We start from the raw sequence: 21081 nt of genomic DNA, 5'->3' as shown, positions 1-21081 counted from the left end.
CCTGCCCAACCCGGAGATGGAAAGGAAGGTTGCAATAGTACACATAATTATCTGGTCTGCGCTTGCAGCCCTGTCAGCCCTGACGCCCGTCTTCAATGCAGGGGCTCCGATTCAAATATGGCTCGTCGCTCTGATTTGCTCCATCACCTGCCTGGGACTCGGCATAGAAGCCGCCATCAGGAAAACGAGCAATGAGAAAAGTGGCTGATTGGGAGTTTTTGAAAAATGTGACGCGCTCCAGAGGGTACGTGCCAAGCTGGTGCGGCGGATGATGCAGCAGTTGTGGGACGGGCAGACCAGCCGCTACGGCAAGCGGCGCACGACCCGCAAGGAGACTCAGGCGGAGGCGGTGGCTGCGGTTCACCTTGCCGCTGTGCTGGTGCAGTACTTCTCGTCCGGCGCGATCCGCCAGGCGTAGCGAGCAGGCCCGGCCGCCCGGCACCAGCCTTCTGAGGCCGTGACGCTCGGTGGCGTTCCCACTACGGTGATGTGGGCCGGGCGGCCGCGCCCGGCCCACATCCGCGGCGAAGGGGAACCTCGTGTCCAACGCAGCACTGCTCCAGCCCCGCTACTGGCTCGCTCACGCCCTGGAATGGCCGCAGGCCGAGGGACCGTACCGCGAGTGCGCCCAGGCGCTCGCGCCGCCGCTGATTCCCCGGCAGATGGTGTCCCGGGACGTCGCGGACATCCTGGCCGTCGCCGATGCCTTCCAGAAGGCGCAGCCAGGCCGGCGGCTGGTGTTCTTCAGCGACCTGACCCTGTGGTTGGACGGGCAGGGAAGCGACTGGGGCCGGCGCGGCACGGACTGGGAAGCAGGCCTGCGCGAGTTGGAGAACGCCCCCGCGCTCACGCTGTTCCTGACGCTCAGCCAGTACCATCATGCGTTCCTCGCCGACGCCAGCAGGGAAGGGATGACGATCCGCTTCGCGGACGGCGCGGTCGAGAAGGTCACCCCGCAGGTCCGTGAGGCGGCCCGCACGTTCATGCAGCAGATCCTGGAGCGGGACTGGCCCGGCTACATCGGCCGCGTGATCGCTGACGGAAAGATCCGCAACGCCTGACCCTGACCCCTGACCCGGACGCTCTGCCGCTGGAAGTTCGACGACGATCCGGTCGTCCAGCTCCAGTTCGGCGCGCACCAGGGTGACGCCGAGCAGCCCGTGCCCGTCCTGTGCACGCGGTACGGCCTGTTCGCCGTGCCGGGCCGCGCGCTGTGCAGGACCAGGCTCTCCTGACAGGCCGGCACGCGTTCTGGCTGCCGGCTTGCCCGGCTGCAGCTCGAACGGGCCGGGCGAGAGGTCGACCTGGGCAACGCGCGGCCACAGGATCGTGCACCCGTGGTGGGTTCGGCGCTCATTGCAGCGGAAGGCTGTCGCGTCGGTTGGCGACCAGGGCGCGCCAGCGGGTGCGGATGGTCTGTTCGACGGTGTTCCATCGGACGGTTGACGGGCTGTTGGGGTTCTGGTCGGCCATGAAGTGGGCGATGTCTGATGGTCTGCAGCGGAGTGTCAGTTGGACTTCGTCATCTGAACGTCAGTGACACAGGGATGTTGACCTGGTGGTTGGCGCTGATAGGTGATGCTCATTCGGTGCTGACATGAGTGACGAAGGCCGATGCCATTCTGGCGCCGACCGCTATTGCGGGCGGGAAGCTTGCGCCTCGGCCTGGCGGAGCGGGACACCAGTGGTGGCCGCGATCCGCGGAAGGGCTGCTGCAGTTTCTCCACGATGTGCGCCTCATCCAGGATGCGCTGCTTGGCTGGAAGCCCCCAACTGCTCCAGTTGCCGATGAACGTTGCACCAGCTTGCCCAGGCCGCCAGCATCACGCCGTAGCCGCCACTGAGGCAGCACGAGAATCGGAGAGGTGGCCGCGTGGCCTTCATCGGGGATGGGAAGCCGCGCCGTCGGCCGACGGCGCGGCGCTCGGTCCCAAGACACTCCAGCGCTACGGCTGCTGAGTCCATTTGTGTTTGGCCAGCACTGAAGCCGCGCCGCTGGCCGACTTCAGGAAGTCGATCTCCGTCACTTTCTCGGCAAGCTCCACAACCAACCCGGCTGCCGTTGCGGTCGCCCCGGCAAGTGCCGCACTCGCGCCCTTGTACTGGCGGTTGTAGTACAGAGCTGCGCCGAGACCGAGGAGACCGATGCTCGTTCCGACCGCCGCAGCCAGGCTCCGGGCATCGAAAGCCCCGGGCACGGACGTAGGGCCGTCTCCGGCCGCCTCAATCTCAGACTCACGGACGGCGTGCCCGCTTTCGCGCCCGTGCCGTCGAAGCTCGTCAAGGTCGCTGCCCTGGTAGGAGCAGGACCCGCAGTGAAAGGTGGTCACCGGCCGATCCTCCCACCCGCCCCGGAACGGTCGTTACGATTCGGATAATTCGATAGAGGTCACCGCTGCCCGTTGGGCGATTGCGTGCCGAGCGATGGTGACCGGCGTTCGCGAGGAACAAGTGCTCGGCGTTGACGCGGACTCGCGGCACGGCCGGATCGACTCCTGATGCCAGCCGGCCGACCGCGATGTCGAACACCGCGGGATAGAAGAGGGGGAAGCACTCCGGTTCGGGATGCGTGGATCTCGTGGAGGTGTATCACGTATCCTCTCAGCCCGTGCCCTGTCGTGCACTGAGCGTATCGGGGTGGGATGGGGCGGCAAGGGCAGAGTAAGAGACCGGAGGCCGCCCGGAGCCCGGGACAGCATCGTTTCCTAGAAGAGCCGCCGTGGGGATGGGGGAGTAGCCGGTGCAACAGGAACTGGGCCAGGGGCTGCTGTTCGGAGAAGCGTACGGCCGGGTCACGGTCGCAGTGGAAGGTGTCCCTCCAGGACTGCGTGCGGTCACCATCCCGGTTCGCAGGGACGGACAGGAACATCTGCCCCGCAACCGGCGCGGGCGGCTGAGGGTGCACGAGGTAGACCTGGTTCCCACGGCGCCGGTCCCGTTGTTCGACCCTCCGGCTGGCATGACCGACGCGGACCTTCTGTGGGTGCTGGGCGCACATCGGCGGGAATGGCCATCGATCGTCAGGCGCTTTGGCCCGACCGCCACGCAGATCACGGCCGATCTGGCGCGCTGCGGTGCGGTCGTGCCACGACACGAGGTCGACGAACTGCTTTCCCTGGGCGCGCCGCTGCGCTGGCGGCTGTCCCAGTCCTGGTCCCAGCAGGCGCTGGAACGCAGTGCGGAACTGCGTGGTGACCGTGAACCGCAGCGCGCCCGTGCCATCCTGCTCGCGCTGATGGAGCCGGTGGACCAACTCGCCGGCGAACGTGAACTGCTGGCCCGTGTCGCACCCGAAGCAGGATTGGTGGTGCCCAACGCCAGCCGCACCGGCACCCGGGCGTGGTCGGTGTACGACGCCGCTGTCCGCACCGCCGCCACCTGGTGGGGCCTACGCACACAGGGCGAGACCGAGATCTCCCTCAAGCAGCTCGCTGCAACGGCACTGAACGACTCCAAGGGGTGGACGACTCAACAGCAGGCAGCCTTCGCGAACCTGATCGGAACGGAGCTCGAGGACGCGGTACGCGAGGAGGACACCGACCTCAGGGTGAAGGGACCGCTGTCGTGGCGGATCGGGGACGTCGCCGCTGACGCCCGCATAGCCCAGCCCTGGGTGGGCGTCCCCTCCCAAGGACTGCGTCTGGTCGGGGAAGCCGTCTGCGACGCCCGAGGGGTCCTGGTGATCGAGAACTCCGACACCTTCGGGCAGGTGTGCCGACGACTGCCTGAGCTGACCTCGCGCTGGCTGTGCGTGTGGGGAAGCGGCTACGCCCGCGACCAACTCGTGGCACTGCTGGACTGGCTCGCACCGCGCCCCATCGCCGCCTGGTGCGACCTGGACGCCGACGGCATCGCGATCGTCGACAACCTCGCCCGCAGGCTCGGCACACCCGTGCACGCGGTCGCCATGGATGCCGCGCACTGGCGCCAAGGCCCCTACCGCAGACGCGACAACCCGGAAAAGGACAAGGCCCGGGACCGGAAACTGGCCGCGGAGCTCGCCGAACGGGTCGCCCCGGACCTGCGAGACCTGGCACTCGCGATCAGCCACAGCGGCGAATCCCGGGAACAGGAGACCATGTACACCGACGCGCTCCCGCAACTGCCCGCACTTCTCGAACCACTTCTGCGCGAGGCCACCATCGGTGCAAGGGCGTCGCTGTGAGCGCCGTCCAACTGTCCTGGGACGACGCCGGACAGGAGGATCTGCTGGCCCCGGCCGAGCGGCTGACGAACTGGCGTGCGTTCATGGCACCACTGGCGGCCCAGCGCGATGCCGTCGTCAAGGACCCGGAACTGGTGCGGCTGTCCGCGGACGTGGTGGCGGTGTTCGCCGAACATGCCGCCCTGAGCGGCCTCACCCGCGCCCGGCTCGCGGAACTGCTCGGCCCATCGGGGCGCGGCTGGCCGGCCACCGTGGTCGACAACCGCCTCGGCCTGCTGATCGACATGAGATTTCTGGAGCCCTACGTCCTCAAAGCCCACCAGGACCGCTACGTGATGCGCCCGGCCGGACTGGCCGGGGCGATCGCGGCCGAACGGCTGGCCCTGCACGGCGGCGTCGACGAACTCATCGCCCTGCTGGACCGCACCCGCGAATTCCTGGAGAAAGGAAAGGACCTCGACCCCGGCACCGTCCTGCAGGAACTGCGCACCTGCCGACACGGGCTGACGGTATTCGCCCTCGACCTCCAACGGCAGGTCGCCACCGCCACCCCCGCAGAACTGATCCTCGCCCAGCGCCGCCACGATCACACCGACTTCATGCGCCAAGTGAAGGCACTGAACGAACTGGTCACCCGCCACTTCTCCGGACACCTCCTCCTGGAGGACGCCGCCACCGAATTGATCGAGGCGGCACAGTTCCACCACCAGGAACTTCTTGCGGCGATCGGGAAGATCCTCGAACACGGGGGCGGCAGTCTGAACCTGGACGTCCTGACCGCAGCCGAGTACCTGCACATCGCACGGACCGCAGGAACCGCACAACTCGCGCACTTCGGCGAACACCTGATCGCGGATGCGCCACCACCATGGATGGACGGCCAGACAGTGGTCGACATCGCCGCCTCCTACGCCCCCGCACGCCCCCACCGGAGCCGCCCAGCCCCGCCCGCGACAGAGCCGGGACAAACGCCAGACCCCTTCGCCGGCCTGGACGAAGCGGACGGCATCGAAACGATCCGGCGGACCGTCCTGGCCGAGGACCTGCTCGACGGACGCGAACACGCAGACATCACCGCGGTCCTGGAAGAACGGGGATGGCCGGCCGCAGCCCGGCTGTTGGTCGACCTCATCGATATCGACCGCGACCCCGATCTGCCCCACCGCATCGACATCGCCGTCCCCGTCCGCATCGACTCGCAGGCGAACGTCACCTACCTCCATCAGATCACCTTCGGCCTCGACACCCCCACGGTGGACACCGATGACTGACGGGACCGACTTCCGAGCCGCGCTCCTGCTCGCCGCCATTCGCGCCACAGGACAGATGGCCCCGCCACGCGACACCACCGTCACCGCCCGAGCTGCCCAGGCCGCCGTCCAGGCAGGACGGACCCTGCTGGAGCTGCGCGGCCCCGCCGGTACCCTGCCGACGTTGCGCCTCGGCTGGCCGACCGGTTCCGCGCCGAACGACGAGCACCTGGCCGACCAGCTCCCGCCAGCCCTGCCGCCCGTCGTGACCCTGGTGTGGGCACTGTGCGTCAAAGCGGCCTGGCCAGACCCCTCCGTACCGCTCTACCCCGGGCTCCCGTTCTCCGCGGCCCGGATAGAAGAAGCCTGCAGCAACCTGGGAGCCGACCCGAAGCGGGTAACCTCCGCCCTGGAGCGCGTCCTGCCCGAGCACGCCCTGATCGTGCGCGCAGGCCGACTCCTGCACCTCGGCCCCGCAGTGGCGACCCTGCCCGACCCGGTCGTCGCCGCGCTCCGCAGGGGCCACCACCGCCTGCCAGCGGTTCCCCCTGAAGCACCACCGCCGACACAAGCCTCCGATGCCCCCATGCCGCCACTGGACCTGGGCCCGGCGGACACCGACCCGGCACCAGGGACAGGGACCGACCAGATCGCGCGCAGCACGGTCACAGCCCTGGAAGCCGCCCGCGGACCACTGCCGCCGCGACACGTGACAGCCCTCGCCGACCCGCACACCAAGGCCAGGATCGAACAGATCCTGCAAGGAACAGGCCGCAACCTGCTCCACACCCCCAGCGGCAGCTGGACCACCGGCTACCCCGACCGGGTCGCCGATGCCCTCGCCACCGCCGGAATCGGTACCCTCCCGCCGACCGAACGCGCCGTCCTCGCCCTGGTGCTCATCCACACCGTCGCGCTGCCCCGCGCCCGCGGCCGCCACACCCACCCGCACTGGAACACCACCGCCCACCCGGTCACGGCGAACGAACTGGCACGCAACCGGGCGCTGTCCCGGACCGAGATCGACAAGGCACTGCGCACCCTGCGGGGCACCGGAATGGTGGACATTGCCGGCGGACAGGGCCAGTACGTCCCCGGTCCCGCTCTGCAACGCCTCAGCCCAGCCCGCGCGGCTGCCCTGTGGGAGGACCTGATCCTCGCCGGACGCCCCGGCGGCCACCTGGCCAGGGCGATCACCGAACGCCGAGCCACCCACCACGACACCTTGATACCGGGGGAGAGCCAGTGAAGTCCGACACCAACTTCGGCACCACCACCGGGATCATCGGATCCCGCCCGCTCGCCGCAGTACAGACCTTCGGCATCGCCCGGCTCACCAGCGACCCGGTCGCGCTGATCCCCGGCACCTTCGTTGCCGTCACCGGCCGAGGCCCCAAAGACTCCAACGAGTCCGGGAAGACCAGCTTCCTGGCCGCCACCGCCCTGCTCCTGGGCGACCCCGAGTGGCAGATCACCGGCAACGGAACCGCCAACGCCACCAGCCTGCTCTTCGAACCCGTTATCGCAGGAGCCTCAGCTCACCTCGCGGGCGCCGCCGAACGCGGCTACATCGTCGGCATGTTCACCGACCCGCGGGGCGAGCGGCCCCACACGGTCTGGCTGCAGATCAGCAACGACAAACCCCACGTCCAAGTCCGCCACCGGCCCGGCGTCCACCTGCTCACCGAAGGAACCGACGAAGAACGACACAAGGCAGCACCCGAGTTCTACAAGAAATTGGGAGGTGATCCGCTCGGATCCAGCGAATACGCCCACCGCCTCTACGGCCGCGCCCCGAAAGTCCTGGCCTACGTCGCCTCCCGAGGCCAGGTCCGTTCCCGGCCGTCCCTACTCAAACTCGAAGCGGCCGCCTACACCCCCGACCGCATCGGAGAGGCCCTGATCGCCCTGTCCGGCAGGTCAGGCCTTCTGGAACACGACCGGCAACAACGCCAGGACCTCGCGCAGAAACAGCGCGAGTTCGCCGAAGCGCTCGCCAAACACGAGAAGGACCTCACCCGCGAGGAAGAGATTCTGCGTGCCGTCGCCATCCGCACCGACCTCCGCAACAAGACCCGAAGCGCCGAAACAGACCGCCGTGCCGCATTCGCCAGAACCGTTCTCGACAGGGTAGCCCTCACCCACAGCGCCTGCACCTTGCTCCCGCACCTCGAACAGCAACTGAACAGCGCCAACACCGCCTGCCGCACCCTGAAGGACGACCAGCGCCGCTACAGCGACACCAAAGCGCTGCAGCAAACCGCAGAACAAGCAGAGAAGCAGGCCCGCCTCCTTCACAAGGCACTGCTCAACGCAGGCATCGAAGAAGCGAAGGCAGTAGAGGAGCTGAAGGAGGCGAAGAGACAGTTCGACGAACTGAAAGCTTCGGCCGCCCAGCACACAGGCGAGGCAGCCGCAGTCGTAACCGACCGGCTCAACGACCTCACCGAAGCCCGCGCCGACACGGACGCGCGCCGCCGTATGGCCGAGCAGGACGAGAAGCACTGCGAGGAACAACTATGCGAGGCCGAGCGCGGCCAAGCCGGAATCGCAGGCCGGATCCTCGCCGTCCTGCGAGCCGCCGGCATCCAGGCCGAAGGACTTCACGACCGGATCGAACTCGACGATGAGCAGCGCGATATCTGGGAAGCCGCCCTGCACCCCTGGCGCGAGGCCGTGTGCGTGCCGGGCCCCGTCCTCGCCGAAGCCCTCGAAGCACTGACAGACACCCCCGGCACCGTCCTCATCTCCTCCCCTCAGACCGGCACCACTGTCAGGGAAGGCGAACCCACGAGCCTGCCGCCCGGCATCCGATCGGCCCCCGACGCTGCCCACGGCTTCCTCCATGCCCTCGCCGAACAGAGCACCTGGACCCCGCAACCCCCACACGCCACGATGCCCGGCCTCGGTGTCCACATCACCGGCGCGTTCCCCACCCCCGTAGTCGGACGCGAAGCCCTGTCCGCACACTGGCGCGCCCGCAAAGAAGCAGCCCGCAACAGTGTCCAGGCCCACCAGGACCAACTTCGCAAGCTCGACACCCGGATCGCCCTCGCCCACAAGCAACTCGAATTCGCTCAGGCCGCCGAGGCGCTCCCCGCAGCAGACCACCGGCACACCGAGGCCACCGGAAAACTTGCCGCCGTGCGTCTGACCCTGCCCGTACAGCAAACCCAATCCGAGCAGGCGAACACAGCCTGGGCCGATGCGAAAGCGGCACTGAGCAGCCGCACGGACCGCCTCGGCCAGCTCAACCGCGAGATCACCCGGGCCGAACAGCTCATCACCGACCTCACCGCCCGCCGCACCGCGCTCACCACCGCAGCGAGCGAGGAGCCCCTCACCGAGGCCGCCACTGCATTCGGCGGCGACCAGGATGTTGCCCGCACCCTCCTCGGCTGGCCCGCCGACTGGCTGCCCGAAGACCCCGGAGAACTCCTCGAAACCGCCCCGCCACCGCCGGCATCCACCCTCGACGGCGCCCCCACCGAGCGCCGTACCGCAGACCAGTTGCGCGCGGACGCCACCAGCACCACTGACGCCTGCCGCGTCCTCCTCCAACTGGAGGCCCGCACGCAGGGCTACCCCACTGACGCACTCGCCCGCGCCGCACAAATGGACAGTGCCGACCCCGAGACCCGGACCACCGCGACCCTGCGAGCCCTGACCGACTGGCTCGCACACAACGAGGCCACCGACGCATCAGCGCAGACGGAAGTCGAGAACGTCCGCCGAAAGCGCCAGGAGGAGCACCACTTCATCACCACCCGCATCGACACACTGACCGAAGACCTTCGCAACACCCAGACCGTCATCATCCAGCGGGTCGAAAGCGCCCTCGACAACATCACCACCGCACTCGACCGCCTGGACCACAAGGCCGGAGGCTTCGGTGCCGACCTGCTCCACCAGATCGCCCCACCCTCCGACGACAACCACGGCTGGCGCTGCTCCGTCACCCCCCGCTGGCGCCGTAACCCGGGCGGACCGCTCCTGCCCTACGACACCGCGACCAACACCGCCCAAGAGAAGCTCTTCTCCATTAACCTCGTCCTCGCCGCGCTCCTCGCCGCTCCGCACGCACAAGGACGCGTCCTCATCCTCGACGAACTCGGCGACTCCCTCGGCCAGGAACACCGTAGGGAAGTCCTTGCAGCGATCAGCACCGTCGCCGCCGAACACGGCATCACCGTCCTCGGCACCTGCCAGGACACAATCATGAAAGACGTCGCCGGAGTCTGCGGCGAGATCCTCTACTTCCACTACCCCTCGAAATCCGAATACCTCAACCTGCCCACACGCATGTTCGGGTACGACGGTGACGCCAGGCGTGTGGAACTGACTGCAGAAGAACTCCTGCGGCCTGATGAGACAACGAGTGAGCGCTGATCGACTTATCGCCCCAGGAACCCCTCACAACCTTCCTGGGGTCCGACGACTTCTCTGGCACCATCCTTGACGTTCAGGTATCTGAGACGGGACTACGACACGGAGCCGAAGACGAGGAACGCAGCACGGGCCTGGAGCCGGTGAAGCAGGAGGGTGTCCCCGAAAGGGGCCGCGCCCACGACAGGCCGTCATGCCCACTCCGGTGAAGCCCTGGCCTGTTCAAGAAGCCGTTCGGCGTGTGCGCGCAGGTGCCGTGTCCCAGCGCCCATCACTGGATCGAACAGACTGTCTTCGATACGGCGACCGGTCAGACGGTGGTGGGCGCGGGTACCGGCAAGAAGCGGGAGCGCCCATGCCGGCACTGTGTGCAGGATGCACCGGCGGTGGCCGGGGCCGTGGGTTTTGATCGTGGAGATGTCGCCGGTGATGTCGATGTCGCGTACGGACCGCAGGCAGACCATGGTGCTGCGGGTGAGTGCGAGGACGGTCAAGGCGCCGGCGATGAGGGGGTGGGCGAGGACGGCCAAGGCCGTGGCGGCTTCGGGTGTGACCCCGAACGCGGGCGTGGGCCGGGTCCGTTGTGCGCTGGCGGTGGCCCCGGGGCAGTGGGTGCGGGTGCGGGGCGTGATCGGGGACGGCCAAGCGGACCATGGTTGTGGGAACGGCCCGTCCGAGGCTGGTGCGGCAGTGCCGATCGAAGCGGCGGCTGGCCGAAGGAGGCGCGGGTGTGTGGAGAGTGGGCCCGGTTCGGCGAGCAGCGCGGCGAGTTGGTGCAGGCTGGCTTTATCCACGAGTTGTGACGTCAGTTGTTCACGAGTTTGGGAGGCACCCCGAACCACGGATGGGTGATGTTCACGAGTTTTGACGTCACCTGGGTACTTGCCAGGCCAGCATCGGGAGTGCTCCTGGTGAAAGGCCCTGGTCATGCCGAAGATGTCGAAGGTCGAGCTGTACGCCGCGATCCGGCGTGACCACCGGGACGGCATGAAGCTGCGGGAGATCGAGCGCAAGCACAACGTGTCGTGGCGGACGGTCAGGAAGGCCGTGGACTCGGTCTGGCCGGAGCCGCGGAAGAAGCTCCCGCCCAGATCGAGCGCGATGGACCCGTACAAGGCAGTGGTCGACGGGATCCTGCGGGCCGATCTGGACGCGCCTCGCAAGCAGCGGCACACGGTCACCCGGATCTTCCACCGCCTGGTCGCCGAGCACGGCGCCGAGGTCTCCTACCCGCAGGTCCGGCGCTACGTCGCGGACCGCAAGCCGCAGATCCTGGTGGAGTCGGGGAAGGTCCCGCTGGAGGCGTTCGTCCCGCAGACACACCAGCCCGGGATGGAGGCCGAGGTCGACTTCGGCGACGTGACGGTGAAGCTGGCCGGCGAGTTGGTGACCTGCTACCTGTTCTCCTTTCGGCTGTCCTACTCGGGCAAGGCGGTGCACCGTGTGTTCGCCTCGGCCGGGCAGGAGGCGTTCTTCGAGGGCCACGTCCACGCGCTGCGGGTGCTGGGCGGGGTTCCGCGGAGCAAGGTCCGCTACGACAACCTGAAGGCCGCCGTCGCCCAGGTGCTGGGGCTGAGCCGGGCCCGGATTGAGGCCGATCGGTGGATCGCCTTCAAGTCGCACTTCGGGATCGAGAGCTTCTACTGCCGGCCCGGCATCGACGGCGCCCACGAGAAGGGTGGCGTCGAGGGCCAGATCGGCTACTTCCGGCGCAACCACTTCGTCCCGGTGCCGGAGGTCGAGTCGCTGGCGGACCTGAACGAGCTGGTCGAACAGTGGGACCGGCACGACGGGCGGCGCCGGATCGGCTCCAGGGCCCGGACGGTCGACGAGTACTTCGAGGACGAGCGGCCGCGGCTGCTGCCGCTGCCCGAGGACCCGTTCGAGACCGGGCGGGTGTTCACCCCGCGCGTCGACCGCTACGGGCAGATCCCGGTTCGCACCAACCGCTACTCGGTGCCGGTCCGCCTGATCGGCAAGCGGGTCCGGGTGCTGCTGCACGCCTCCCACCTGGTGGTCTACGACAGGAACGTCGAGGTGGCCCGGCACGAGCGGCTGATCGCCAAGGGCGCCTGCCGGCTGGACCTGGACCACTACCTGGAGGCCCTGGTCCGCAAGCCCGGCGCCTTCCCCGGCGCGACCGCACTCGACCAGGCCCGCTCCGCCGGGAAGTTCACCCCGGTCCACGACGCCTGGTGGGCCGCGGCGGTCAGGGCGCACGGCGACGCCGAGGGTACCCGGGCGCTGATCGACGTACTGCTGCTGGGCCGTCATCTCCCGCACGAGCACATCGTCGCAGGCCTGGCCACCGCGCTGCGGGCGGGGGCGCTGACCGCGGACGCGGTCGCCCTGGAGGCCCGCAAGGCCGCCCAGGTCGAGGACGAGCCCGTCGTCGAGGTCCCGCCCCCGAGGCCGGTTGCCGGGCCGGGGACCGGGACGGTGACGTTCCTGCACGAGTGGAAGCTCAACCACCTTCCGCAGGACACCAGGCCGCTGCCGTCGGTCAGCCACTACGACCAGTTGCTCCGACACCGTCGCGCCGGCGGCGTTGACCTGCGAGAGGGAGAAGCCCCATGACCGTCATGCTGCCCCGCCAGCGGAACCTGACCGAACAGGCCGCGACCACGGCCATCGACACGGCCTGCCGACTGCTGCGGCTGCCGTCGATCCGCAACGAGTTCGCCGACATCGCCGACCGAGCGGTCAAGGACCAGATGACCTACCGCGGCTTCCTCGCCGAGCTGCTGATGGCCGAGTGCGACGACCGCGCCCGCCGCCGCTCGGAGCGGCGGATCAAGGCCGCCGGTTTCCCCCGCGACAAGTCGCTGCGGACCTTCGACTTCGACGCCAACCCCAACATCGACCCCGCCGTGATCAACACCCTCGCCAGCTGCGAGTGGATCAAGAAGAGCCAGCCGCTCTGCCTGATCGGCGACTCCGGCACGGGTAAGTCCCACATGCTCATCGCCCTGGGCACCGAGGCCGCCATGCAGGGCTACCGCGTCCGCTACACGCTGGCCACCAAGCTGGTGAACGAGCTGGTGGAGGCCGCCGACGAGAAGCAGCTGAACAAAACGATCGCCCGCTACGGCCGCGTCGACCTGCTCTGCATCGACGAACTCGGCTACATGGAACTCGACCGCCACGGAGCCGAACTGCTCTTCCAGGTCCTCACCGAACGCGAGGAGAAGAACAGCGTCGCCATCGCCTCCAACGAGTCCTTCGGCAAAGCGCACATGTTCCGCTCAACCTGTGCGAGGCAGCGCCGATGGTCAATGGGTTCGGGGGGGCAGGCTGCCGGGTCGGACCGGTGCGTGCGCCAGAGCGACCTGAGGGCTTCGAGCTCGGTGCGGGGGAAGTGTTCGCCCCACTTGCCGCGATATCCGCTCTCGCCGTACTTCGTGGCGACTTCGTCGAAGCAGCGGATCACCGCTCGCGCCACGGCGTCGACGCTCTGCTGGGTCGACCAGATCTCGGTGCCGGCGTTGTCGTGCTTGGCGCCGTCGGGTAGTTGAAGGAGGCGGATCCACACATCGTTGCCTGCGCGGTAGAAGATCCACCGGAAAGCGGTGGGCTCTGCCTCGAACTGAACACGCGTCTCGGCTTCACCGCTGACCAGTCGGGCGACCGCCGTCAGGAGGTCCTCGGGGGCGCTGGTGATGTACGAGGCTGTGACTTCGGCATCGGCTTGACCGTCAGCGATACTGCAGGCCGCCCACCCGTGTCCGTTGAGAGTCCGGACGAGCCGCAGATCAGCCACGGCCACCGTCCTGCTGTGTGAGGAAGCGTCGGACATCGACCGCGAGGGCAGACATCTGCTCGCCGGCGTCGAGCCAGGTCGTGACGGATGCCTCCCAACCACCGGCCGCACTTCGCCATGGGTGAAGAGTCCAGGTCAGCCCGACGTGACCGCCGGAGCGGAAGACCGCGCTGATGGTGAGATCGCGGTCGTTGGTCTGCCAGACCCGCTGCCCGTCCCAGCCGCGGAAGTCGGCCGCCAGTCCCTCCAGGAAGGGCGCCAGGTCGGCGCCCCAGTTCCAGGCGACCACCTCGTCAACGCGCATGGTCAGCCCCGGCGCGGACGCCTCGACGGCGTACTGCACGCGGTCCTCGTCGGGCCGGGAGGAGTCGCAGAGCCGCACGCTGACGGAGCGGTTGTTCTGGCAGCGGACGGTCACGGCGGTCGGCGTGTCGAGGTCGGTGTCGTGGGAGCTCATCGGTTGAACGGTAGATCACGGAGGCCTCACCCGTCGCGGAGATTACGCGTCGGGGAGGCGTCCTGCATCGACGTGATCGGCGAGGTAGATCATGACGCCCTCGGGATCCATGCCGAGGGCTGCGGCGACGAGTTTGGGGTCCAGGGTGTTCACGAGGTCGGCAAGGCGGGTGCATCGCAGAGTCCGAGGCGCAACGCCGCAGGGGTCCAGGAGGTGGCTGACATAGGCGGTCGACGCCGGTGCCCGACCGCTCTTGGTGATCTTGGTGACGATCACGTGGGGGTTGTCGGTGCGCTGGTCCGTGTGGTGCGCCAGGCAGCGTTGGAGTGCCGACCAGCTGATCGGGTCCATAGGCACCGGATGGGGGCGTTTGCCCAGGCGGATGGTGCGGTTGGTGGGATCGAGGTCGTCCACGCGCAGGAGCCGGACCTCGCTGCTGGAGGCCGCGTGGAGGAGAGCCAGGATTCCGAGCAGTGCCTCGTGCGGGTGCGCGTCGGTGCCGGTGGTCCAGCGGCGGAACAACTGCCGTTGCTGGTCGACGGCGACGGTGGTGCCGCTGAACCCTGACGGGCCTTTGGCCTTCACTCCCCGGGTGGGGTCGATGAGCACGACCTTGCGGGAGCGGGCGAAGCGGAAGTACTGCCGCAGCACGGTCAGCCGACGTTGCCGGGCCTTGGGCATGGTCGCCAGGAAGGCCTCGACGTCGTGCACGTCGGTCAGGGCCCAGTCCTGCTTGTTGCGCGTGCCGGTCAGGAAGCGGGCGAGGTCACGGACGATGGCCAGGGCCGCCTCGATGGTGCTGTCCGTGCGAGGCAGGGTGCCGGCTTTGAGGGCGCGCTCGCGTGCTCGCAGCATGGACTCGGCGAACGCCTGCACCTGCGGCCGCAGCGGGAGCGGGGTGGCCCTCGATGCGGCGTCGGCGGCGTCCAGCGGCAAGCCGTTGCGCCTGGTCGGTGGGAAGGGCAAGGCCGCGCTGAGTAAAGAAGCCTTCGAGCGCCCGGGCGAGGGAGCCCATCGACCGGCCGGGGCGGCGGGCACGGTCCAGCAGGGCCTGGGGGTGGTTGGGCTGTTCGTCCACCAGCAGCCTGCCCAGAGTGCTGATCATGCTGCAGGCGTGACTCGCGCAGTGCCGTTCGGCGAGATGGCCGGCGAAGTCACCCAGCCAGGGCACCGGCTCGGCGAGCCGCGCAGCCAGATTCTCGGAGGCGATGAAGGGTCGGTCGGGGTGCTTCTGCCAGCAGGCCGAACAGAGTCCGAGCCCGGCATGGCGCCGCACCTCGCCGCAGCCGACGCACTGCCGCGGTGGCTGCTTGGTCTGCCGCTGGCGCGAGCAGTGGCCGCACCATCCGGTGCCGGTCTGCAGGAAGCCGGGCCGCCGGCAGCGAGGACAGACCTGCTTCGAGGCCTGCCTGTCCGCTTCTCGTCGGCAGATCCCGCAGTGGCTGGCGATCGGTGACCGGACCGGGCGGCCGCAGCCCGCGCAGGTCCGCGAGCAGGTGATGCACCGTCCGGTCTCGGCCTGCAGGACGCGTGACCTCCCGCAGGCAGGACAGGACGCGCGGGTGGCCTCGTCCTTCATCCGGGCCATGCAGCGGCAGCAGTGCTGCCGCTCGATGAACCCGACCGGCGCCCCGCACCCGACACAGTCCCGCTGCCTCGTGCCCATACCTCGCCCGCACTCCCTTCCGTCAGATCGGCGGCATCGACCGGCCCCGGGCCGAGGCGACCCTCGGCAGATCGGCTGCCGGTCGAGGAGGAGCCACAGGGCGTTCGACGGGGGTGGTGTCGACCTCGATCAGGTCGTTGGGGGTGCACTCCAGCGCGGTGCACAACGCCGCAAGCGTGGACATCTTCACCTGCGAGGGTTCCTTGGTGAACAGGGCCGACACCGACGCGGAGGACAGTTCCAGGCCCGCCTTCTCGGCCAGGAGCCGCCTCAACTGGGCTCCGGTCCAGACCTCGCGCTGGGCGGCGGCCATCCGCAGCTTCCACCTGATGTTCACGGCGTGGGTTCCTCTCCGGTGAGCTCGCCGAGCGTGCTGGTCACGGCGCGTCGATACGCGTCCTCGATGAACGTGGCCGAGGGGCGGACGTATCTCATGGTCGAACTGACTGTCCAGTGACCGAGTAGCTGCTGGATGGCCACCAGGTCCACTCCGCGCTCGTAGTTGTGGGTCGCACAAGCTCTCCGCAGGGCATGCGGGCTGAAACGGTCGGCGGCCGGACGGCCCTCCAGCTCCATCAGATAGCGCAGGCGATTGCGGACGGTGCCCTGGTGCAGGTGGCCGCCCGACTCGTCGGCGAACAGCGCGGGCGAGTCGGGGAACTTGCCGCGGACGTCGTCGAGGAACCAGCGCAGGACCAGGTCCAGCTGGTCGAGCATGGGCACCCAACGCGGACGGGGCCCTGAGGTGTGGGCGCCCTTGCCGAAGCGCACGTGCAGTTTGCCGAACGGGCCGCGGCCGAAGTGGACATCCGGGCGGTCCAGGAGCGAGGCCTCCTCCTAGCGCAGGCCGGCGTGATACAGCGTCCGGAACAGCGCGTAGTCGCGGGCGGCGGGCGCGTACTTGCGGGCGGTGGCGATCCGCGCCTTGAGGAAGTCGAAGAACTCCTCGACCCGTTCGGGGGTCGGCGGCGGCAGCAGGGCTGGGGAGTCGTCGCCGACATGCCGCGAGGCGTTGAACTCGTCCACGGGGCAGACCAGCCGGACCCCGAACGCGGCCTCGATCTCAACGGCCTTGCGTGCCTGGAGGAACCGGTGGAAGCCCTTGAAGATCTGGACGTATCCGCGGCGGGTGGACGGAGCCCGCCCCTCTATGGCCAGGCCACCGACCACGCGGTCGATGTCCTCGGGCGTGACATCCCATGCCGGCCGCCCCAGCGCCTTCAATGTCCGCTCCAGCAGGCCGATGTCGTTGTCGACTGTCACCGGGCTGAACCCACGGGCCCGCCAGGACGCCACGAACGCCTCCACACACAGGGCCTGGAACTCCCACGGATCCCAGGCAACGGGTATCTCGGGCACCGTCCGGCCCTCGATCACCCGCAGACGCGACTCCACCATCCAGCACACCTTCCTCGCACCTGACGAATGAAGGTAGCGCCTACAAAACAGCGCTGTCAGCAAGACAATCAAAGAGCCGCCCAGGACCCAGATACGGGCACGTCGCAGGGCAGATGCGATCCAACGAACAAGTGCCAGCCCCAGTTGGCTGGACCAAGACCTTCACCGACCCCCGCCTCTGCGCGGCCATCGTCGACCGCCTCACCTTCAACGGCACCATCATCGAAACCGGCACCGACTCCTACCGTCTCGCCTCGACCCGCGCGCGGACCGAAGCGCCCGCCAAGGCCGGCTGACCGCCACAGGCACCTACTCGACGGCTCTCCGCCCTCCGGGCGGAGAGCCGTCACCGCCTTCCGCTATGTTTTCCGGACTCGCGCTGGCGAGCCAGACATGCATTTGAGGGGAAACGTGCCAGCTGAGCGGCTTGACGCAGAGTGGGTCCGATCCTGGCGGGAGCGGGTCGAGGCGGCGCTGACGAAGCTGATGCAGTCGTTTCTCCCGACGCACGGCTTCCCACCCGGAAACAACGTCGTGGCACTCGCGACCGACGACAGCCACCAAGCAACGAGCGCGCTCGTGGACCTGACACCGATCCCCTCCGACCTGACCACGCTCTACTGGGTGATCAGCGAAGCCTCCCTGCCCGATGTCGACAGCGGGTACTTCATCCACTCACCCGCGATGGTGGCGGAGCACTTCCGCGAGTACGGCCCCGCACCGATCGACGGCGAGTGGATCGCACTGGTATTCGCCAGCGACGGGGGCGGCCACCTGTTCGCGATCGGCGACAGCGGACAGATCTGGAAGTCCACCACCGCTTCCTGGTTCGACGACTTCACCGTCGCCGCAACGAGCTTGCAGGAGTTCCTCGAACAGCTCGGCGGACGGATCATCAACCAGTTCTGATCACCACCGAAGCGCAGACCGCTCTGTCCGCCGTCGGGTGACGTTACTTCTGGTGAACATCTGCAGCACTCAAGATCGCCAACTGCTGCCCAAACTGCTGACCAATCGCTGCTACTTCACATGAACGAAGCCACAGGCTTCTATGCATCCGACTGAGGAACTTCCCTCGGTTCTGGTGAAACTTCTTCAGAGAACTTTGCGAAGCCCTGTTCCGACCCCGGTGGCGCGACTCTTTGAAGCCGCCGAACAGCGGCTGCGGCGGCCGGACCTACTACGAGTCGCGCCCCGGCGACCCAGGTCTGTTGGACAGGGGCGACACCCCATAGAGGTCCGGGTTGGTGAACCCGTCCCGGACACTGGCCCTGCCCGCCGGGCCCCGGCTGGCGCGCGGATACGATCGGCCGGTGACCCCGATCGAGCTGCAGCAGGTGCTGGTTGACCACCTTCCGAACGTGCCTGGGATCGAGGCGGCCGAGTCCTGGCCCGGCCGCCCGTACGGCCTCGCCGTCACCGCGGAGGACGCCGGCACCGTGTTCTGGATGCTCACCGGCGCCAACAACACCGCCCCCGCCGCAGCCGACGACGAGCGCCTGGCCGACCAGCCGATGCCCGACCTGCCCGGCGGCGGGAAGGCCGCGACGGCGGAGGTCGAGCAGGCCCTGCTGACCGCGCTTGCCGCCAGCGCGGAGAAGGACAACGCCGTCCGCGCCGAGCGCTACAGCACCCGCCCTACCCCGCCCGGCTTCCGCTACGGCATGGCCGCCGACTTCACCGACGGCTGGCGGCTGTTCGCCACGTGCGTCGGCACCGCCAGGCGCGGCGAGAAGCTTGCCGACCACCGGCACTACAAGCCCGACGAGACGGTGTAGGCGCCGATGCGCCGGCCCGACGGCCCGGGCCGAGAAACGGGACGGGACCGTCGGCAACGGGGCCGACTCGCGCCATATCGCCCTGACCCGGCGCGAGGGAGCAACCTCCTCTGGGAGAATGACTCATGACTGCCGATCACCCCCGCCGCCGACTCGGCCACGGCGTCGACCCCGACCACCATGACGCCGCCGACACCGCCCCGCCGCGCAGGCCGGGCCGGACCGTCGCCGAACTGGCCGCCCTGCTCGCGGTCCCGCCGGCCGCCCCGGCGGCTCCTCGATCGACGGGGCGCCGCCCGCTCACCACACCTGCCGCCGAGGAGGACTGATGGACCGGCGCACCGACATCGGGCGGGCGACGGCCGAACTGAGCGAGCGCGGCCACTCCGAGCTGGAGAACATCACGGCGACACCGTAGAGGACCGGAGGAGCACAATTGCCTTCCGGTACAAGGAGGTTCACGGTGGACACTGATCTGAGTTTCGCGAACGGAACCCGGCTTCGACTCAAGGAGCCGACGACCCACACGGTGGCGGCGCTGCTGCCCGGGGTCGGCTGCCACCGCCTCGCGCTGCGGGTCGAGATCGCCCCGACCAGGCTCGCCGACGGGTGCACCCTGGTCCAACTGGGCGGCGAGATCCACGCGGAGCACGGCGTCGGCATGCGCTGGCTCGGCTCGCTGATCCCCGCGGCCGTGGGCCTGAGCGACAACGGGGTGCCCCGCAGCGCCGACCTGTCGGTGCCGCTGACCAACGAGCAGGTCCTCGCACTGGAGAAGGAGCGCAACGGCCAGGACCTGCAGCTGCGGATCGACATCACCGCGGTCCTCCCGCAGAGCACCCAGTACCCGACGGCGACCGCCCAGGACACCGTGAGGGTGCCGGCCAGCACCTGGGAGAAGCAGGTCGAGGCGGTCAACCGAGGCATCTTCTTCACGGTCACCGTGCCGCTGCTGTTGGACGAGGGCCCGCTCGCCAAGGCCGCCGCCCACCTGCGTACGGCCGACCGGCAGATCACCGCCGGCGAGTACGCCGACGCCATCCGCGAGACCCGCCTGGCCATCATCGACATGCGCGACATGAAGGTCTGGCCCAAGGACGTCGCCAAGAAGCGCGACGACCAGGACCAGGCCGACCGCTACGGAGTGATGCTCGACCGGCTCGACGAAATGGCCGACGGCTACGCCAAGGTGATCCAGGGCGTGTTCAACCAGGCCAGCGGGGTTCAGCACCAGGACGGCGCGCTCGCCCGGGCGACCTGGGTGCGGGCAGACGCCGTCGCGCTCAACGGCATGGCCGTCTCCCTCCTGCACCGCGTCGCCGAAGAACTCCACGTCCGCTGACCGCCCGGAGCGCCCCCACCCGCTGGGTGAGGTCCTACCGCCCCCGGACAACCTGACCCGAAGTCAGCACCACCCGGCCCCGGCTCGCCACAACGGCGGCCGGGGCAGTTCCGTTCCCCGCCCGGACACCATCTGCCGGATGGTGCACATCGAACGCGCAGACCACGAAGGAAGTCTGACGATCCATCTGATTTGCCCGGGGGTTCGGAGGTCTGGTACCACTGTTTCCGGTGCCGGCTCGCCCGCCACCACACGCAAGATCAGGAATAGGAAAAGGAAGACTCCGCGACTCTGGGGCCGCGGAGACCACCCCGCCGGAGAGTTCAGCGGCGAGGCGTTGAGCCTAGCTCCGCCCGTCAGCCGGTCCGGCTTACCAGAGGGCCATGCCCTCCCCCCCCGCACGGAACCCTGGTTCCGGACGCGGGAGATGGACCGGACACTCTTGCTGCCCCAGACAAGCGTCCCGGACCGACCGCCCAGGCGCAGCCGCGCCTGGACCTGCGGTTGGACCGGGCGCACGCTGACCGATCAGTCGCTCTCGGCCAACCACCTCAACCATGTGGAGAAGACCATGATTGTGCCGAGGGCTGCCGAACACCTGGCGAGCCCGTATGACCCTGCCACGCTGGCCAAGTTCGTTGAACTTGCGACCGCGCACGAACCTGCCGTCGTGTGGACGGTGGGGATCTCCGTCGGCGTGGCCGCTCTGGCCAGGACGGTGAATGGGATCGACCACACCCTCATGAAGACCCCGCAGGTGCTCACGCACCTGCGGGAAGCGATCGAGGCCATGGCCGGCTTCGCCCGGTGGGCGAGGGGCAGGTGGAGCCGCCGCTGACCGGTAGCCCGGAGGCGGTCACCCCCGTACGGGGGTGACCG

21 protein-coding genes and 1 pseudogene are annotated in these 21081 nt (G+C 68.8%); 15 read left to right on the top strand and 7 right to left on the bottom strand.

What is annotated here, in order from left to right; genetic code table 11:
- Window positions 1–268: 268 nt before the first annotated feature.
- Both ACFV18_RS30130 and ACFV18_RS30125 read left to right on the top strand, forming a co-directional pair.
- A complete protein-coding gene (locus tag ACFV18_RS30130; RefSeq protein ID WP_380488411.1) occupies window positions 269–418 on the top strand; it encodes a hypothetical protein in 150 nt (49 codons plus the stop codon).
- Window positions 419–539: 121 nt separating this feature from the next.
- Window positions 540–1061, top strand: a complete 522-nt coding sequence (locus tag ACFV18_RS30125; protein WP_380488410.1) for a hypothetical protein — start codon at window positions 540–542, stop codon at window positions 1059–1061.
- 885 nt (window positions 1062–1946) lie between these two features.
- On the opposite strand, the gene ACFV18_RS30120 is transcribed toward ACFV18_RS30125, so the two are convergent.
- A complete protein-coding gene (locus ACFV18_RS30120) occupies window positions 1947–2330 on the bottom strand; it encodes a hypothetical protein (protein WP_380488409.1) in 384 nt (127 codons plus the stop codon).
- Window positions 2331–2740: 410 nt separating this feature from the next.
- On the opposite strand from ACFV18_RS30120, the gene ACFV18_RS30115 reads away from it, so the two are divergent.
- Genes ACFV18_RS30115 through ACFV18_RS30100 form a run of 4 tightly spaced genes read left to right on the top strand, consistent with a single transcriptional unit; the run spans window position 2741 to window position 9804 of the window.
- A complete protein-coding gene (locus tag ACFV18_RS30115; RefSeq protein ID WP_380488408.1) occupies window positions 2741–4165 on the top strand; it encodes a Wadjet anti-phage system protein JetD domain-containing protein in 1425 nt (474 codons plus the stop codon).
- Window positions 4162–5436, top strand: coding sequence for a hypothetical protein (locus ACFV18_RS30110; RefSeq protein ID WP_380488407.1), 1275 nt, complete (start codon window positions 4162–4164; stop codon window positions 5434–5436). Before ACFV18_RS30115 ends, ACFV18_RS30110 begins: the two co-directional genes overlap by 4 nt.
- Window positions 5429–6664, top strand: a complete 1236-nt coding sequence (locus ACFV18_RS30105; protein ID WP_380488406.1) for a hypothetical protein — start codon at window positions 5429–5431, stop codon at window positions 6662–6664. The genes ACFV18_RS30110 and ACFV18_RS30105 overlap by 8 nt, the downstream gene beginning before the upstream one ends.
- A complete protein-coding gene (locus ACFV18_RS30100) occupies window positions 6661–9804 on the top strand; it encodes a hypothetical protein (RefSeq protein WP_380488405.1) in 3144 nt (1047 codons plus the stop codon). Before ACFV18_RS30105 ends, ACFV18_RS30100 begins: the two co-directional genes overlap by 4 nt.
- Window positions 9805–9992: 188 nt before the next feature.
- On the opposite strand, the gene ACFV18_RS30095 is transcribed toward ACFV18_RS30100, so the two are convergent.
- A complete protein-coding gene (locus tag ACFV18_RS30095; protein ID WP_380488404.1) occupies window positions 9993–10331 on the bottom strand; it encodes a hypothetical protein in 339 nt (112 codons plus the stop codon).
- Between the two features lie 406 nt (window positions 10332–10737).
- Here ACFV18_RS30095 and istA point away from each other — a divergent pair, with 406 nt between their 5' ends.
- Both istA and istB read left to right on the top strand, forming a co-directional pair.
- Window positions 10738–12378 (top strand): IS21 family transposase, encoded by a 1641-nt coding sequence (gene istA, locus ACFV18_RS30090; protein ID WP_380488452.1) that lies wholly within the window; start codon window positions 10738–10740, stop codon window positions 12376–12378.
- Window positions 12375–13316: an IS21-like element helper ATPase IstB gene (istB, locus tag ACFV18_RS30085; RefSeq protein WP_380488403.1), complete on the top strand. Its 942-nt coding sequence runs from the start codon at window positions 12375–12377 to the stop codon at window positions 13314–13316. Before istA ends, istB begins: the two co-directional genes overlap by 4 nt.
- Before the next feature lie 237 nt (window positions 13317–13553).
- Here the strand turns inward: istB and ACFV18_RS30080 are convergent, their stop codons facing one another.
- Entirely contained in the window at window positions 13554–14018 is a 465-nt protein-coding gene (locus ACFV18_RS30080) for a DUF6228 family protein (RefSeq protein ID WP_380488402.1), read from the bottom strand.
- A gap of 42 nt (window positions 14019–14060) precedes the next feature.
- Window positions 14061–14894 (bottom strand): tyrosine-type recombinase/integrase, encoded by an 834-nt coding sequence (locus ACFV18_RS30075; RefSeq protein WP_380488401.1) that lies wholly within the window; start codon window positions 14892–14894, stop codon window positions 14061–14063.
- A 22-nt stretch (window positions 14895–14916) separates the two neighbouring features.
- On the opposite strand from ACFV18_RS30075, the gene ACFV18_RS30070 reads away from it, so the two are divergent.
- On the top strand, window positions 14917–15474 hold the full coding sequence (locus ACFV18_RS30070) for a hypothetical protein (RefSeq protein WP_380488400.1): 558 nt from the start codon (window positions 14917–14919) through the stop codon (window positions 15472–15474).
- Window positions 15475–15706: 232 nt separating this feature from the next.
- Here the strand turns inward: ACFV18_RS30070 and ACFV18_RS30065 are convergent, their stop codons facing one another.
- From ACFV18_RS30065 to ACFV18_RS30055, 3 genes are all read right to left on the bottom strand, one after another.
- Window positions 15707–16021, bottom strand: coding sequence for a helix-turn-helix domain-containing protein (locus tag ACFV18_RS30065; protein WP_380488399.1), 315 nt, complete (start codon window positions 16019–16021; stop codon window positions 15707–15709).
- On the bottom strand, window positions 16018–16455 hold the full coding sequence (locus ACFV18_RS30060) for a tyrosine-type recombinase/integrase (protein ID WP_380488398.1): 438 nt from the start codon (window positions 16453–16455) through the stop codon (window positions 16018–16020). Before ACFV18_RS30060 ends, ACFV18_RS30065 begins: the two co-directional genes overlap by 4 nt.
- 66 nt (window positions 16456–16521) lie before the next feature.
- Window positions 16522–17082 carry a hypothetical protein gene (locus tag ACFV18_RS30055; RefSeq protein ID WP_380488397.1) on the bottom strand — a complete coding sequence of 187 codons (561 nt, stop codon included), beginning with the start codon at window positions 17080–17082 and terminating at the stop codon, window positions 16522–16524.
- Window positions 17083–17228: 146 nt separating this feature from the next.
- Between ACFV18_RS30055 and ACFV18_RS30050 the strand changes: the two are divergent.
- The 6 genes and pseudogenes from ACFV18_RS30050 to ACFV18_RS30025 form a co-directional block, all read left to right on the top strand.
- Window positions 17229–17378 (top strand): annotated as a pseudogene (locus ACFV18_RS30050) (ATP-binding protein); the annotation flags it as partial.
- Window positions 17379–17493: 115 nt separating this feature from the next.
- Window positions 17494–17991: a hypothetical protein gene (locus tag ACFV18_RS30045; protein ID WP_380488396.1), complete on the top strand. Its 498-nt coding sequence runs from the start codon at window positions 17494–17496 to the stop codon at window positions 17989–17991.
- A gap of 404 nt (window positions 17992–18395) precedes the next feature.
- Entirely contained in the window at window positions 18396–18860 is a 465-nt protein-coding gene (locus ACFV18_RS30040; RefSeq protein WP_380488395.1) for a hypothetical protein, read from the top strand.
- A 125-nt stretch (window positions 18861–18985) separates the two neighbouring features.
- A complete protein-coding gene (locus ACFV18_RS30035; RefSeq protein ID WP_380488394.1) occupies window positions 18986–19189 on the top strand; it encodes a hypothetical protein in 204 nt (67 codons plus the stop codon).
- Between the two features lie 134 nt (window positions 19190–19323).
- On the top strand, window positions 19324–20202 hold the full coding sequence (locus ACFV18_RS30030) for a hypothetical protein (protein WP_380488393.1): 879 nt from the start codon (window positions 19324–19326) through the stop codon (window positions 20200–20202).
- Between the two features lie 559 nt (window positions 20203–20761).
- Window positions 20762–21040 carry a hypothetical protein gene (locus ACFV18_RS30025; protein ID WP_380488392.1) on the top strand — a complete coding sequence of 93 codons (279 nt, stop codon included), beginning with the start codon at window positions 20762–20764 and terminating at the stop codon, window positions 21038–21040.
- Window positions 21041–21081: the final 41 nt, after the last annotated feature.

It is taken from the genome of Kitasatospora sp. NPDC059673 (genome assembly GCF_042734215.1).
In the GTDB taxonomy this organism is placed as follows: Bacteria; Actinomycetota; Actinomycetes; order Streptomycetales; family Streptomycetaceae; genus Kitasatospora.
Note: the sequence above shows the minus strand (reverse complement) of the source record. Positions and strands in the feature narration are given on the sequence as shown.